The following is a 15,733-nucleotide window of genomic DNA, read 5'->3' as shown; positions in this document are numbered from 1 at the left end:
TTGTAAGAAAAAAGTCGTTACCAACGAGAAATACCCAACCCACCACCAACTTCTATACGTTCTCCTGTAGAATAATCTAAGTCGCCCCTTGCAAAAGCAGATACAACTTTAGCCACATCTTCTGCTTCTCCCCACCGTTTAGTTATCAACCTTCCTGATTCTATCTTTTTAGTTGTTTTCTCTTTATGGGGGGCTGTCATATCTGAATGTATCACCCCAGGGCTTATTTCAATCACAGGTATATCGTACTCCCCAAGTCGGTTAGCAAATACCTTTGATAATATACCTAAAGCAGCTTTTGTCATACAATATTCAGCCCCTCGTGTTACTACATACCCTTGAACAGAGGTTATAAAACATATCCTACCTTTTGTGATTTTTTTAGTTTCAAGATACGTAATCATCTTTTTTGATACCTGTTGAGTTATAAAGAAAGGTCCTTTAAGGTTGACCGACATTATATAATCATACCTCTCTTCAGAAGATTCTAAAAAATCAAGGAACGGTGGTTCAATACCAGCGTTGTTGACAAGCAAATCTATTCTGCCAAGTTTATCAATAAAACCCAAAATTTTTTCTCTATCTTCAACTTTTGAGATATCGCCTTGAATAAAATCTGATGTTCCACCTACCTGTTTTACGGCATTTAACACTTCAAAAGCACCTTTTGAAATATTAGAAGAATCTATAGGTTTAACTCCATTAATTATTGTATGAAACCCTTCCTTAGCAAGTTGTATTGCTATCCCTCGTCCTATACCTCTCGATGAACCGGTTATGAGAGCTACCTTTTTATCCATTGTTTTTGCTCCTTTTTCTTAAGACCTTCCCTTTTTTTAAATCTGTCAAAAAACCGTTTTCGTAAGATATACCACCGTTTATAATGACATATTTTACTGAAGGTGAACTAACTTCTGGGTTTTTATAGTCGTTAGGTAGAATCAGGTTATCAAAATCTATTAAAAGAATATCAGCAAAAGCCCCTTCTTTTATAATGCCTCTATCTTTTATTCCAAAAAGATGTTCAGCTGGAAAACTTGTAACTTTTCTAACTGCCTCCTCAAGAGAAAGAAGGTTCTTATCTTTTACCATAACCTTAAAATATTTTATAAACATATTTGATAACATTGGAGATGTACCATAGTTACTTGTTGAACGTTCTTTTTTATCTCTTTTGACAACAGGCGGTGGAACATAATCTGTGCAAGGAATACCCAAGTTATGACTCAAAAAAATATGGTGAGCACCGTACTCTCTTTTATCTTTAACAAGAGTCCAGGTTGCTTCAATATCTTCTGAAATAATATCAAAAAGAAGATCATAAGTATCTTCATAAACACCTTTAATTGTATATGTAAGCCCTTTTTGTTTTACAATCTCCCATAAAGTTTTTCCTTCATACTCTTTAATTTTACAGTCAAGAATCATATAATCATCAGCCCAATATGGGTCGGTTAAGGGGTGAACCATAAAAAACTTCATATTCCCTGAGTATATATAGTCTTTAACTTTTGCCCTAAAACTTTTATCTTTTAATTCTTTAGAAAGAGTTTCAGGGTCTATATCCCGTAACCATTTAGGTAGGTTTGAGGTTTTAAGAAAGAAAGTATCAATAATCCTCTGCCTGCCTCCAATACTGTTTTCTGAGGGTATAACATTGTAACTTATATCTACCCCTTCAGTTTCTGCTTTAGTTATGATGTCTTCAATAGTTGCTTTAGCAAGTGCTTCATCAAGGGACAAAGGGTGGGGTTGAGGTATTAGATAAGCAGGGGTCATATGGGCGATGTGTAATTTAGGACCTCCTGCCATTTTAGATATTTCAACTGCTTCAAGTAGCCCGTGGTATCTACCTGTTATAATTTCACCGGGTGGCGAATTAAAAATACCGTATCCGTATTCAAACGGCTTGTTAGCGTGCCACTGGTTCTGATGGTGTCTTGTATGGGGAGTAAAGATACCATCATATTTTTTAACGATTTTGACAACATCAACCAACTCTTTTATATCAGCGAAATGTCCAGGCATACCAGCATCTAAACCAACAGATAAACCAAAAACACCGCTCTCAAAAGATTCTTCCACCATATTAACTATTTCTGCAAGTTCTTCAGAGTTAGATTTACGAGCGTAATGTTTACCAAGAACATTCCTTCTTATTGTACCGTGTCCTACAAGAGGAATATAATTTGGGGTAAGCCGATTGTTTTCAACAAAATCAAGAAACTCCTCAAAGGTCTGCCAAAGATTTTTACTCTCAATATCTGTATTTTGAATAAACCAGAGAGCGTATTCTTTGTTTTTAGCTGGAGCTGGGCTTGAGCCACATTGCCCACCGGCAAAAGTAGTTATACCTTGTTTAATAAGATTAGAAGCATAAGGGTCCTTCAAAATAGAACGGTCTGCGTGGCTATGTGAGTCAATAAACCCAGGACAAGTTGTTAAACCAGTACCGTCTATTACCTTTTCTGCTTCACCTTTTATATTGCCAACCTCTACTATCCTCTCTCCATTAATACCAATGCTTCCAGTATATGGTGATGCCCCTGTACCATCTATTATTGAGGTATTTTTAATTAATATATCATATTTTCTCATATTCTCCCCTTTTATTGCCGTTTTGTGGCATTGCGCGGAACGCTTCTAATGATGTGGCAATCCCGCGTATTTTTCCTTGCTTTTGCCTTTTTTTTCGTTTTCTCTTAGCCTGCTAACTGCCCCTCCACCTACGCCAAGGTATACCTGCCGAAGCTTGTATTTTAGCGTAGGTTGGCTTCGGTGGGTAAAGCTCGCAAGATAAACTACAAAAGACGGAATGGGGGGACGCATTGCCTTTTGAACGCCTCGTTTTGTCACTTAACGCCCCAGTTTGTTATCCTGAACTTGTTTCAGGATCTCTCACTTAACCCACGTTGGGAATAGGCACAACGTAAAAAGCGAGATTCCGGATCAAGTCCGGAATGACATAAAGGGGGGGCTAATTTTTTATCATTACGTCTTTCGTTATTCCTCGCCTGCATAAAGACCCCCTCACCCTTGATCCCTCTCCCACAAGGGTAGAGGGCAAAAGCGAGAAGATGTATGCGCCGTAGTACCAGAGTGAATAGGCACCTCTTACTTTTTTAGTTCTTTGTAAGACATATTTTTTTTACCAGCAGAATATTTATGAACAAGTTCTTTTCCATAACACATCACACCCTTAAATAGAGATTCTTTTTCTTTAATTGCATTAACAAAACCTTTATTGGCAAGTAGTTTTATATATGGGAAAGTTTTTTCTGACAACAGACGTGAAGACGTATTTGGCACCAACGATGGTATATGGTCACAATTATAATGAACAACACCCTCTACCTCATAAGTTTTGTACAGTTCTTCACTTGAAACAGCCGTCTCTATTAAATCTTTATCACAAGCAGTTACATCGCACACAACACTACCTTTTTTCATCAAGGAAACCATCTGGCGAGTAACCAAATACTCCACCTTAGATTTTGGTAAATCACTTCCTCTAACAGCACAATTAAGAAGAATATCAGACATACTCATAAGCCCAGTTATCTTATCAATTGTATTTTGTGGATTTATGTTATCAAACTCAATTATCTTTCGCCTATCTGCTGTTCGGTTCCACAGGTCTTTCCCCACAAATTTGAGCCCTCGTTCTTCTAAATGTGCAACATCTTTCTCAATAATAACTACATTCATCCCGTTCGCAAGAAAAACTTTTACAGCGTTAGTCCCTGCCTTTCCCATACCTATAACAAGAGCAGTAGGGGGCTGAACACCTTCTAAAAGCCCAACAGGTAGAACACCCTTTTTTTCTATCAACAACTTCATACTTTGCAAAGCAAAAAGAACACCTGTTATTTCACTCATAGGACGAAGCAGGACAAAATCCCCATCTTCTTCTACCCATTCATAAGCAATACCAGTAACTCCACTTGCGACTATCTGACTGATATTTTCAGGGGGTATATTCTCATCAAAGTGTAAGTAGGTAAACAATATTTGCCCGTCTTGTAAATATTTATATTCTTCTACAAGAGGGCATTTGACTTTTATAATCATATCAGCGCTACTAAATATTTTATCTTTTGTTGCAAGCAACGCTCCATTAACTTTATACTCTTCATCAGTAAAGCCAGATTTTTCTCCTGCGCCATTTTCAACAAAAACCTTATGCCCACTTTCTTTCAATATTTTTACTTGTTCAGGTAAAAGCCCCACCCTCGTTTCAAAATTTTTTATTTCCTTTATAAGTCCTATAACCATTTAAATCTCCTATATATTTTGTAATCTTAACTATTTTAGCATATTTTTTAATTAGTTTTATTATTAGGGTAACACAATAAAAAATAAATACATAAAAGAAAGGCGTGTGGGGTGTCATTCACCCACTTTTGCCTTCTATCCTTTGAGGTTTACCCGCCGAAGCTTGTATTTTAACGTAGGTTGGTTTTGGCAGACATACCTTCGCAATGACAAGGGAAGGATAAATACATAAAAGACAAAAGAACCCCTCACTTTCCATCCTCTCCTCAAGGGGAAAGGCAAATAAGGAAAGATTGTCTTCCGGATTTATCCCGAGTACCCCCGAGGGAGTTGCAACGGCACAATGATAAGCAAGGTGTAAAAAAGAGTTTGATTTTGTTTTTTTGTAAAATGTTGCTGAATATGATTTAATATGAACTTATTTATAACCCTTTTAAATTTATTGAAAACTTATGAGCAGATACAAAGACTTAGTTAAAAGAAGACGTCAAAAACAGATTATCATAACAGTTGTTTTCCTATTGGTAATTGCAGGAGGGTGGATATACCCTGCTATAGGGTATCTTGTGCCTTTATGTATGTTGTTAGGCATTTTTTTAGGAATATTTAAAGGTAGGATTTGGTGTAACTATTACTGTCCAAGAGGAAGTTTTTTTGATGTAGCAGGCAAACCTTTAAGCCCACAAAAAAAGATACCCGTTTTTTTAAGAAGTTTTTGGTTTAGGGTTGTTATACTTGTCTTAATGATGCTTATGATGAGTCTACAAATATCAAAAAGGGTTCCAGATTTTAAAAATATTGGAACTTTTTTTGTAACTCTTTTGACTGCTGTTACACTTGTAGGTATAGTTTTGTCTTTAATTATTCACCAGAGAACTTGGTGTTCTTTTTGTCCCGTAGGTTCTTTATCTAACTGGTTTTGCATAAAAGAACCTTTTTTAAAGATCGATTCTACAAAATGTGTCCAATGTAAACTTTGTGCAAAAGTTTGCCCCATCCAACTAAAACCATATAGATTTGCCTCTGAAGGTATAAATGAAGTTTTAGAGAAAGATTGTCTAAGATGTTCTTTATGTGTAGAGGTTTGCCCTAAAGATGCACTTATAAAAAACTAAACGGTTAATACCTTTATTTTTTCGTCCTTGTTCTCCTTACCTTGACTTCTTTTGGGAGTATTATACGAAGGTTGCTTTCTTGTCTTCACAAAGGCGGAATGATAGAAAATAAAAAATTCTATTATTATCGTTCTTTAAATTTTACAGTAAAATGGCAGATTAATATATCCAATGTGTAAGGGTAGGGGAGCAATTAAATTTGACAATATAAGCCATATATTATAAAGTTTCATATAACTTGAATTAAAAAAACAAACAGAATTATACAATGTCCACGGTATGTTATCATCATAAAAAATATGAAAAAACGTGCCTTTATTCTTGGTATTATATTTTCTATATTTACTGCTGTTTTAGACCCATACCTTGTTTTTAAAGGATTGCCAGGTAGGTTTGGTTGGGAATACTGGGCACCAGCGGCAATATTTCTTATCTTTTTTATCCTTATATTATCCTGTATAACTAAAACTTTCCAATTTGATAAATCTGAACTTTTACTAATATTTGTTATGGTTTCATCTGCTTCTATATTACCAAGTTATGGGCTTATGCATTTTGTTATTGCAGAAGTTGCAGGATTAAAATATTTTGCTACCTCTGCCAACCAATGGGAAGAACTTATCCTCTCAAAAATGAAACCACTACTCTTTGTCCAAGACCCAAACTCTGTTAAATGGTTTTTTGAAGGGCTACCACCAGGGGCTACCATTCCATATTTTTCTTGGTTCAAACCTTTAGGTTTTACTTTTTTAACTGTTTTAACATTCTCCTTTTTAAGTATCTGCATTATGTCAATATTTAGAAAACAATGGATTGAAAAAGAACGGCTTATATATCCTTTAATGGTGTTACCTCTCGAAATGGTAAAAAAAGAAGAAGGTACCCGAGTACCCCTACTTTTTAAAGAAGGTTTTTTTTGGGTAGGATTCATTTTTGTTTTTCTATTTTTCCTTTCTAACTGGCTTTCTCTTGTAATAACAGGGCAAGTTCTTCTCAATTTAAGGAAAGGGTTGATTCTTTCTGAACGGTTTGGGTTCTACTTTGTCTTAAACCCTGACTTTCCTATACTTGGATTTTCATACCTTATACCTCGAAGTGTCTCTCTTTCGTTGTGGCTGTTTCTTATTCTTGCAACAGCCGAAAACAGTTTGTTCAATATAATGGGGTTTCGGCTTCCTGGGATGAACCCACCTCTTGCTGGACGTACTGCTGCAAGCACTTTTCAGGGCGGTGGGGCGATGATAGTTCTTGTAATTTTTTTGTTCTGGCGTGCAAGAAAACATATAGGGATGTGTGTCCGCAAAGCCTTTACAGGAGATAAAAACATAGACGATTCCTGTGAAATTTTACCTTACAAAGTATCTGTTTGGGGAGCAATAATAAGTTTTATCCTTATGGCAGGAATTTTGAAATTTATTGGGATGCCTTGGATAGTATCATTTATTTTTCTACTTTTTGTTATGGTCACTTTTATTGGATTAACAAGAATAGTTTGTCAAACAGGGCTACCGTCTGCTCAAACTCAGTGTACTGCATCCGCGTACACTACCAACCTTCTCCCTCCAAATATTGTTACAGATAGCGGTTATATGGCTATAGGATATCAACACAGTTGGAGCGTAACTATGAGAACATCTGTTATGACAACAACAGGTCATATACTTAAATTACAAGAAGAATCCACTATTTCTCCACGCTTTCTATTTGTAGGGATTATAACTGCTATTTTTGTTTCTTATTTTGCTTCCGCCTGGACTCATATCCACCTTGCATATAAAATAGGGGCTTTAAATACAGTTGGAACTTGGTTTGGTGAAAGAATTTTTGGTGGTGGACTTACTTATGAAGTTGCCAACTCTATTTTACCTAATTTGCAGTCCCCAATAGCCTCAGAGGTAGTGCTTTCGAGATGGCTTTTTATGGGTTTTGGCGCTCTTATTATGTGTATTTTAGTTTTTTTACATTCAAAATTTTTATGGTGGCCAATCCATTATATTGGGTTTCCTATATCAGATTCATCTTGCTTGAGGAGGTGGTGGTTTGCCATTTTTTTGGCTTGGTTGATAAAAGGTCTTATACTAAAGTTCGGCGGTACAAATGTATACAGAAAAAGCGTCTTTTTTTTCCTTGGGGTTGTGTTAAGCCATATTACCTGGATGGTAGTTGAAACACTATTAAACCTTATATTTAAAAAATCCGCTTTTGTTGCTTGGTTCTAAAAGTTTTAGACTATTACCGTTTTAAGTATTATAATACAAAATAGTGTTTATAAAAATGGACTTATAAATTTAGTAGTTAACTAACATTAAGATGGAGGAAAAGAATGGAGAAGAAAAAAAAGGCTAAGGCAGTAAAAAAGAGTATTTCCGCTAAAACAACAAGCGTTAAACCCGATAAAAGGAGTTGCGGTTCTGTTAGAAAAGAGAAAGACCTGCTGGGTGAAAAATCTGTACCAAACGATGCCTACTATGGAATACAGACTTTGAGAGGGCTTGAAAATTTTAATATTAGTGGTATCACTCTAAACTTTTTTCCTATAATGATAAGTTCTTTTGCTATAGTGAAGAAAGCTGCTGCTAAAGCAAATTATGACCTTGGACTAATCGAAAAACCCGTCTTCAATGCCATTGTTAAGGCATGCGATGAGATTATTGCAGGGAAATTGAATGACCATTTTCCTATTGATATGATACAGGGCGGAGCTGGAACAACCACAAATATGAATGCCAACGAAGTGGTTGCTAACCGTGCTCTTGAAATAATGGGAAAAAAACGAGGGGAATATCAATTTTGTCATCCTAACAACCACGTAAACCTTTCTCAATCTACCAACGATGTTTATCCGACTGCTGCAAAAATAGCAATTATCAAGAAGAACCAACTACTTATAGATGTTCTTAAGGAATTAATTTCATCTTTTAGAAAAAAAGGTAAAGAATTTGCTTCTGTTATAAAGATAGGTCGGACACAGTTGCAAGACGCTGTCCCTATGACTCTTGGGCAATCTTTTGAGGCTTACGCTGTTACTCTCGAAGAAGAAGTTTTAAGGTTAGAAGAAAACGCAAAACTTTTTCTTGAAGTAAATATGGGTGCAACAGCTATTGGAACAGGTATAAACTCAGACCCAGGGTACGCAAAAAAGGTAGTTTCTTATTTAAAAGAGATAACAAAACTTAAGATTGTTAGTGCAAAAAACCTTATAGAAGCAACTCAAGACGCTGGTTCTTTTGTGATGTATTCTTCTGCTTTAAAAAGAACAGCCATAAAATTGAGTAAGATTTGTGATGATTTACGACTTCTTTCTTCAGGACCGAGAGCTGGCTTTAATGAGATAAACCTTCCACCAATGCAACCGGGTTCTTCAATTATGCCAGGTAAGGTTAACCCTGTAATACCAGAGGTTGTTAACCAGATTGCTTTCAAGGTTATTGGTAACGACCTTACAGTTAGTTTAGCCGCTGCCGCAGGACAACTTGAACTAAATGTTATGTTACCTGTTGTCACTCAGAGCATATTTGAATCGATAGATATCTTGAAAAATGGTATGGATACCCTTAAAACAAGGTGCGTAGACGGTATCACTGCTAATGTAGAGCGTTGTAAAGAGTTGGTCTATAACAGTATTGGGCTACTAACTGCTCTTAACCCTGTTCTTGGTTATGATGTTAGTAACAAACTTGCTAAAGAAGCCAGTGAAACAAATAAAGGGATATACCAACTTATTCTGGAGAAGAAACTTCTTAAAAAAGAAGAACTTGAAGAGTTGCTTAAACCAGAAAATATGATTGCTCCAAAAAAACTTGTAAAAAAAAGTAGTAAAAAACGGTAAAAGCCAGGATAAAACAAATAAAGGAGTTAAAATGGAGAAGATAAGGAAGTGCTTTCTTATTATATTTTTTCTCTTATTTAGTTTTAAATTAAAAGCAGGAGAGTTTCCTATAAAAATCAATGACGTTTCAGGCCTTAACACCTCTTGGCCTATTCTGGCAAGCATTTCTTTTCCGGAAGGAGAACTTACAGATTCTTCAAATATAAGAATAATGAGCGGAGAGAGAGAAGTGCCTTCTCAGATAGATGTAGCAGCAACCTGGCGTGATGGCAGTATTAGGTGGGCATTAGCAGGATTTACTGCATCCCCACAAGGTAATTATAGGGTTGAATTTGGAGAAGGTATCAACAGAGGGCGATACCCTAACCCTTTAAAAGTAACAAAACTGCCCAATGACGGATTTGAAGTAAATACAGGGGTTGCAATATATAGGTTTGATAAAAATCAACTTCTGCCAGATGAAGGTTGGCTTATTGCTGGTAAAGAGAAAAAACAGTTATTGCAAAACTCTGGCGCAGGTGCCTACTTGATAGACAATTCCAACAGAGAAGCAAGAGTATCAGGGGAGGCATCTGAAATAACAAATACTTTCCTTAAGGAAGGTCCCAACCGTTTAGCAATTAAACGTTCTGGCTGGTATGTAACCACTTCAGGAGAGAAACTTGCGCGGGCAGATATATGGTTATATTTCACTGCAGGTGTACCTTATGTTAGGATAACACACACACTTATATTTACAGAAGACACAAACAAGGTATGGTTTAAGGATTATGGGCTTGAGTTCAAAACACCTGAAAAACCAAAAAATACATATTTTTCTCTCGGAACACCTGAAACAGGTATCCAAGTTAGTAGAATAACAAATGATTCTGGTGAAACATATATGCTACAGACCGATTATCCACGTTTTGCTGAGAGAGAGGAGCAGGCAATACTTGGACGAAGTCTAAACAACAAAGATACAACAATCCTTGAAACAAAAACAGCAGGCGACTGGGGTTATGGCGATTATGGTAATTACGGGATAACACTTGTAATGCCTTGGTTGGCAGAAAGGTTCCCCAAAGAAATCTCTTTTGGGCAACGTGGCGCAAGGGCTGTTTTATGGTCAGGTAGAAGCGGTAAAGAACTCGATTTTAGAGCCAAAACTCTTGTAAAAGATTATTTTAAAACCTGGGCAGTAATAGGGTTGAATTTAAAAAAAGATTCAGAACTTGACGTCATCAAAAGTAACGCTCAAGGTACAGCAAGAACACACGATATTTGGTTCTTACCCCGTGTAGGAGAATATAATGCTTTTGCAGTAGAAAAAGTAGCCACTGCATCTTCAAGGCAAATTCTTGCCTTTGCTGACCATAAATGGTTATGTGAAACAGAAGCGATGGGGTACCCTATGCTACATAAAGATACTAAAAAGTTCCCCATAGAAGAATCTCTTATATCGGATTATTGGGAAAGATTTATTTTACCTTTAAAAGCGTTTCCAATGATGGGATATATTGCGTGGGGTTGTTACCCAGACAGAAGTTATACAGAGGCTGCTGGTAAACCTATGTCAACCTTTCATGCTTTATCAAGTTTAAGAGAATATGGAGTTAGGAGAGAACCTTGGAGACATCTGGCAAGGAGTGGTGAAAGAAGGTATTACGACTATGGACATCGTTTTAGTCGTTTCACAGGAGACTGGTACCTTGCACACTGGGATGCGCCAGGTTCGCCAGGGAAGGTTAAAGGAGATTTTATCACCACACCCGGTGGAAGAGGACAGTCAAGGTTATTACCATTTTTCTGGGGCGACCGGTCTCACCCTTGGCTTATTAATGCTGGTGATATTGGACATTGGTTACTTAACTATTACCTTACTGGTGATGAACAATCTCTCGATTTGATTTATCTTGCAAGAAGTTCTTTCGAAAAGAATGGTTGGCGATGGAAAGAAAAGGGTGTTGGAGATCGGCACGCACACGGATTAAGAACTCTTTTAACCTTTTTTATTTTGGATTGGAACCAGGACGTTGGTAACGCTCTTAAAAAAGTTGCAACTGAATCCATTGATATGGATAGCCAAAACGGTTTACGTCTCTTTTTTGCAGGGTACGGTCCAATGTATAAAGACCACCGAGCAAGCCACAATATTTTGGAGTATTACCTTGAAACAAAAGATGAACTTGCAAAAGAAGCGTTCTTAAAACTTCTTGACCAGAGATATAGGTTTGATAGAAGGCAAGCTCCTATTTCTTACAAGAATTATGACGCTTTCACTCATTCTATCGCTTACTGGCTCACCGGGGAAGAAACACATAAAAAGGTTGTTGAACAGACTGTAAGAGATATGTTATATTACACAAGTTTGAACCCGCTTACAGAACAACTAAAACAAAAACCTGCAAATCCGCTCGAGTGGCCTAACCTATATATACACACGCCATTTCCTGGACCTCGTTCTGGTTTTAGTATCGGGCACCACGAGTACCATAACCCTTTTATTGGAATGCCAACAGCTTTAAAGTTTCTTGACAAGGAAGGGTGGAGCGGAAAGACTACACCTGTTTTAGTAAAACCTATGAATGACCCCACAGGAAAAATCTTGTTTAAACATACTAAAGGTCAAGAGACAAAAATGAGTATATACCTTAAAACAAAAGAAAAAAATATACAATTTGAAATCTTGCCTTACCCAGAACAGCAAAAACAAAGACCTGTTGCAGGTATAAAAACAGAAGTAGAAGAGATGATGCCGTTAGGAAAATATTATACAGATAGACCCAATGAATTTCCTGTAATTGATAAAAAATACCATATTTACCTTGAGGTTCCCTCAGAGGTAGCAAGTGGCTTATACCTATTATCTTTTTCTGAAAAAGATACTTTTACACTTCTGGAAATAAATACTGATAAAGCAGCGTTATATTGTCCGGAAGGTTTCTGGTCATTGTGTGTTGGTAACCACGCAGGTTCAGGATACGGTAGAGCAGGAGCAGTTAGACCAGCGTACTTTAAAGTGCCAAAAGATCTTAAAGAACTTGAAGTTTTTATTGGGCGTCCTGCACGCCTTAAAGCCCCAGACGGAACTATTGTTATTGATTGGTCAAATGAAAATATTGGGAAAATTGTTGTTCCAACAGAAGGTAGAACGGGTATATGGAGTTTTGAATTCTTTACTCCTTCTGTAAAAGGTGGTTCCACTCCTTTCTTTATAAAATTGTTAAACGTTGAACCTGTTATAACTTTTGGAACTCCAGACTTTTTTCCAGAAGGGATAACAGGTGTCTCTAAAAAAAGAGTATCAGTTAATTCTCCTTCCACAGAGACAAACCTACAGTTTTCGGAAGGGATAACAGGTAAAGCGATAAAACTATCAGGAGAACAAACTTTAAAATTTTCAAAAGGAGACCCTGTCGATTCAGGAGGTTACACATATTTTCCTTTTGAGAAAGGAACTGTTGAGTTTTGGTTTAAACCTGATTGGACAACTTGGGAAATACCAATCGAAATGACTCAAACTATTGATATTCCTTTCTTAACAAGTTCACATATAAAACTTTCTCATTGGTACTGGAGTGTGCTACATTTTAATAACATCTATGGTAAATTAAGGATGTGGGCAATAGAAGAGAAGAAAAAGTCTATTGCTGCCGGGTTTCAAGGTAGACAATTTTTCAAATCTGGCGAATGGGTACATCTTGCGTATATATGGGATATAAAAGCAGGCGCAAAAAAGATGGAAGGAGAAATGAACATTTTTGTTAATGGCAAAAAACTGCTTACAGAAAATACTCCTTATGGAATAAAGCAAGTAGCAGGAACCACATTGTTTAAACTTGCCGATGATAAAAACGAAGAGATTGTTTTAGGGCCTTTCAATGGAAGTATGGACCTTTTAAGAGTATCTGATAGGGTTATGTATACAGAAGATTTTGAGCCATCAAAAAAATATGGGCTTGATAAGAATACAAGGGTATTTTTTGATTTTGACAATAACCTTAAAGGAGTGTCGGCTTTTACAAAAGAACCAATGGAAGCAAAATAAACAACCTTGGTTGATTAGAACTTTAAAAACAAATGAGGGTAAATCCCACCCGAAAAAAGCCCCTTAAAAAACTGTCGGGATAGTTCCTTCGGGGATACTCGGGATAAAAAGGGGCAAAGGAGAAGAAAATGGAAAGATTAAAGTTTTTAAGGAAAAGTGTAATGTTATTTGTTTTATCAGCCTTCATATTCTCAACCGTTAACGGTTTCTCTAAGGACAATAATAACATCCTCTCAACTAAAAGAACTTCTTCGATGCTTGTCAAATCAATGGATACAACACCTGGATATGTCCTGTTTCAGCATAACGCCGGTAAGGAAACAGTTATCAACATATCTTTTCTCACTTATAGAACGGATATTCAAGCAAGAGTTTACGAGTACCCTTTAGAAGAAAATAGACAGATTGGAGGTGCCACATTTAAAATCGAAGAAGAGACTGCCAGCCCTGTTAAAACAGGTCTTCTATGGTCAGATGAGCCTAATAAAAAATTGTATAATTGTGAACTTAAAATATTATCAGAGGTAGACACAGGTTTGTATGTAGCTTCATTAGAAGGAAACGAATCTCTGGTAGTAAAAACCTCTTCCACAGATAAGATTGCATTATATTGTCCTGATGGATTCTGGTCCGCTATGAAACAGAGTGGGCTAACCAACCTTGAAGAAGGGGTACCTTACTATTTTTATGTCCCTGCAAATATAAGAAACCTTGAACTACTACTGGGTAGACCACATACAATAAAAAATTCAGAAGGAGAAATTGTTTTAAATGCTTCCTCTAATAAAACAGGGGTTGTAACTATCCCAGTAAAAAGAAAGGAAGGAATTTGGAGTATTGAACCTGCCTTTTATGGAAGCAAAACTCTTGGAGTTTCCCCACCATCTTTTGCAAGGCTTCTCAACGTGGAACCCATTGTCTCCTTTGGTGACCCTAAACGTTTACCTATACCCAGCAAGAAACTTCCCTTAAAGAGATACCCTCAATTATCAACAAGAAACTCTCTAAAATTTATCCCAGGTATAACTGGAAGCGCATTAAATTTATCTGGCAACAAAGCCGTCTCTTTTGATAGAGGAAAAAGTATTACTGAAGGCGGTTATACATTCTTCCCTAAAAATACTGGAACTATTGAGTTTTGGTTCAAACCAGACTGGTCAAGTTGTGAGTTACCTATATCTAAAACACCTTTCACTATAAAACAATTTTTAAGAAGCCCTCACATAAATCTTAACTATCTTTATGGTGGAAAACATTGGAATAGAAACTTTTATAGCGATTTACAGATTCAACTTTTAACTGATGAGACCAATATAGGTATATCAAATATAGGTAGACAAGAAAACAACATTTTTTTATATAACCAATGGGTACATCTTGCTTATACTTGGGATATAATGAAGGTCTCTGAGGTGCCAGTTGAATTACCTTCTACACTTCAAATTAAAGGAACTCTTGATTGGCCAAATAAATGGCGAATATTTGGACCTGTCAACACATCAGACAAACTCATACCTACCTCTGTCTTAAATTCTTACCCTGATAAGATTGTTGTTGAAGGAAAAACTTTAGAAGGAGTAGATATTGAGGTAACAAACACGCTCTATGATTTTCCCGATATGTTAAAAAAAGAACCTACTGGAAAGAGCGCTTATATATTTTTGACTTTTAACTCAGCAACAGCACAAGAAGTTACATTTGGAATGGGCGCTGACTGGTGGATGCAAGCTTGGGTAAACGGAAAACTTGTTCACGATTCAACAGAAACCAGCAATATTTATTTTCCTTTCTCTATATGGAACCACCTTGTTACAGTTAAGGTCAATAAAGGAAAAAACATACTTGCAGTAAGATTCTTAAGAGGAGGCGGTTCTGAGTTGGCTTTAGGAGGTCCTGATCAACTAAGAACAACTCCTATGCCACCAAAGCCAGGAGAGATACAAAAACCTGCAGATGGAATAGAAGGTAAGTTTAATATATTTGTAAATGGTAAAAAACTTGAAAATACAAGAGGGCTGATAAGAGAACCTTTTCTTGTTCCTTTAGATGGATGGAGAATTTTTAACCCTTCTACCCAAGAAAAAAATGTAATTATTGGTCCTTTGGAGGGAAGTATAGACAACCTTAGGATATCTGATAGGGTTAGATATAATGAGGATTTTGTACCAGAAACAGGTGCACCAGAGTTAGATAAAAATACTCGAGCTCTCTTCTTTTTTGACGGGAACCTTAAAGGAGTATCGGCTTTTACAAAAGAACCTATTGTTGGTAAATAAGTGGTAAAAAAGTATGTGGTGTCTACTCACTCTGGTACTACGGCGCATACACCTTCTACGCCACAATCGGGCACTCTGAGAACTCACCCTTCTGCACAAAGAGCGTCTCCGAAGGGTTCAACAGGCTCAGAGTAGGGGAACAAAAGGCTTGAACCTTTTGTTAACAGCCCGATTCTTGCTTGAGTTGTAGTAGCACCTCGTAATTCGT

At 36.7% G+C, this 15,733-nt stretch carries 8 protein-coding genes; 5 read left to right on the top strand and 3 right to left on the bottom strand.

Translation table 11 applies throughout. The features are described 5' to 3' along the window. Positions 1-17: 17 nt before the first annotated feature. The 3 genes from M0P98_05430 to M0P98_05420 form a co-directional block, all read right to left on the bottom strand. Positions 18-800, bottom strand: a complete 783-nt coding sequence (locus tag M0P98_05430; protein MCK9266304.1) for a 3-ketoacyl-ACP reductase — start codon at positions 798-800, stop codon at positions 18-20. Continuing rightward, positions 793-2,598 (bottom strand): amidohydrolase family protein, encoded by a 1,806-nt coding sequence (locus M0P98_05425; protein ID MCK9266303.1) that lies wholly within the window; start codon positions 2,596-2,598, stop codon positions 793-795. The genes M0P98_05430 and M0P98_05425 overlap by 8 nt, the downstream gene beginning before the upstream one ends. Before the next feature lie 516 nt (positions 2,599-3,114). After that, complete coding sequence (locus M0P98_05420) at positions 3,115-4,275, bottom strand: hypothetical protein (protein ID MCK9266302.1); 1,161 nt, start codon at positions 4,273-4,275, stop codon at positions 3,115-3,117. A gap of 452 nt (positions 4,276-4,727) precedes the next feature. Here M0P98_05420 and M0P98_05415 point away from each other — a divergent pair, with 452 nt between their 5' ends. The 5 genes from M0P98_05415 (at position 4,728) to M0P98_05395 (ending at position 15,525) form a co-directional block, all read left to right on the top strand. Next, entirely contained in the window at positions 4,728-5,390 is a 663-nt protein-coding gene (locus M0P98_05415; GenBank protein MCK9266301.1) for a 4Fe-4S binding protein, read from the top strand. A gap of 299 nt (positions 5,391-5,689) precedes the next feature. Continuing rightward, on the top strand, positions 5,690-7,609 hold the full coding sequence (locus M0P98_05410) for a hypothetical protein (GenBank protein ID MCK9266300.1): 1,920 nt from the start codon (positions 5,690-5,692) through the stop codon (positions 7,607-7,609). A gap of 104 nt (positions 7,610-7,713) precedes the next feature. After that, positions 7,714-9,219: an aspartate ammonia-lyase gene (gene aspA / locus M0P98_05405; protein ID MCK9266299.1), complete on the top strand. Its 1,506-nt coding sequence runs from the start codon at positions 7,714-7,716 to the stop codon at positions 9,217-9,219. A 31-nt stretch (positions 9,220-9,250) separates the two neighbouring features. Beyond that, positions 9,251-13,249, top strand: coding sequence for a LamG domain-containing protein (locus M0P98_05400; protein ID MCK9266298.1), 3,999 nt, complete (start codon positions 9,251-9,253; stop codon positions 13,247-13,249). 128 nt (positions 13,250-13,377) lie between these two features. Further along, positions 13,378-15,525 carry a hypothetical protein gene (locus tag M0P98_05395; GenBank protein ID MCK9266297.1) on the top strand — a complete coding sequence of 716 codons (2,148 nt, stop codon included), beginning with the start codon at positions 13,378-13,380 and terminating at the stop codon, positions 15,523-15,525. The last annotated feature ends 208 nt before the right edge of the window (positions 15,526-15,733 follow it).

The sequence above is a fragment of the bacterium genome (assembly GCA_023230585.1).
Classification (GTDB): domain Bacteria; phylum Ratteibacteria; class UBA8468; order B48-G9; family JAFGKM01; genus JALNXB01.
This window is presented reverse-complemented; position numbering and strand designations above follow the sequence as displayed.

Coding starts and splice junctions, on each gene's coding strand:
- M0P98_05430 (MCK9266304.1), bottom strand. CDS start 800: ATGGATAAAAAGGTAGCTCTCATAACCGGTTCATCGAGAGGTATAGGA.
- M0P98_05425 (MCK9266303.1), bottom strand. CDS start 2,598: ATGAGAAAATATGATATATTAATTAAAAATACCTCAATAATAGATGGT.
- M0P98_05420 (MCK9266302.1), bottom strand. CDS start 4,275: ATGGTTATAGGACTTATAAAGGAAATAAAAAATTTTGAAACGAGGGTG.
- M0P98_05415 (MCK9266301.1), top strand. CDS start 4,728: ATGAGCAGATACAAAGACTTAGTTAAAAGAAGACGTCAAAAACAGATT.
- M0P98_05410 (MCK9266300.1), top strand. CDS start 5,690: ATGAAAAAACGTGCCTTTATTCTTGGTATTATATTTTCTATATTTACT.
- aspA (MCK9266299.1), top strand. CDS start 7,714: ATGGAGAAGAAAAAAAAGGCTAAGGCAGTAAAAAAGAGTATTTCCGCT.
- M0P98_05400 (MCK9266298.1), top strand. CDS start 9,251: ATGGAGAAGATAAGGAAGTGCTTTCTTATTATATTTTTTCTCTTATTT.
- M0P98_05395 (MCK9266297.1), top strand. CDS start 13,378: ATGGAAAGATTAAAGTTTTTAAGGAAAAGTGTAATGTTATTTGTTTTA.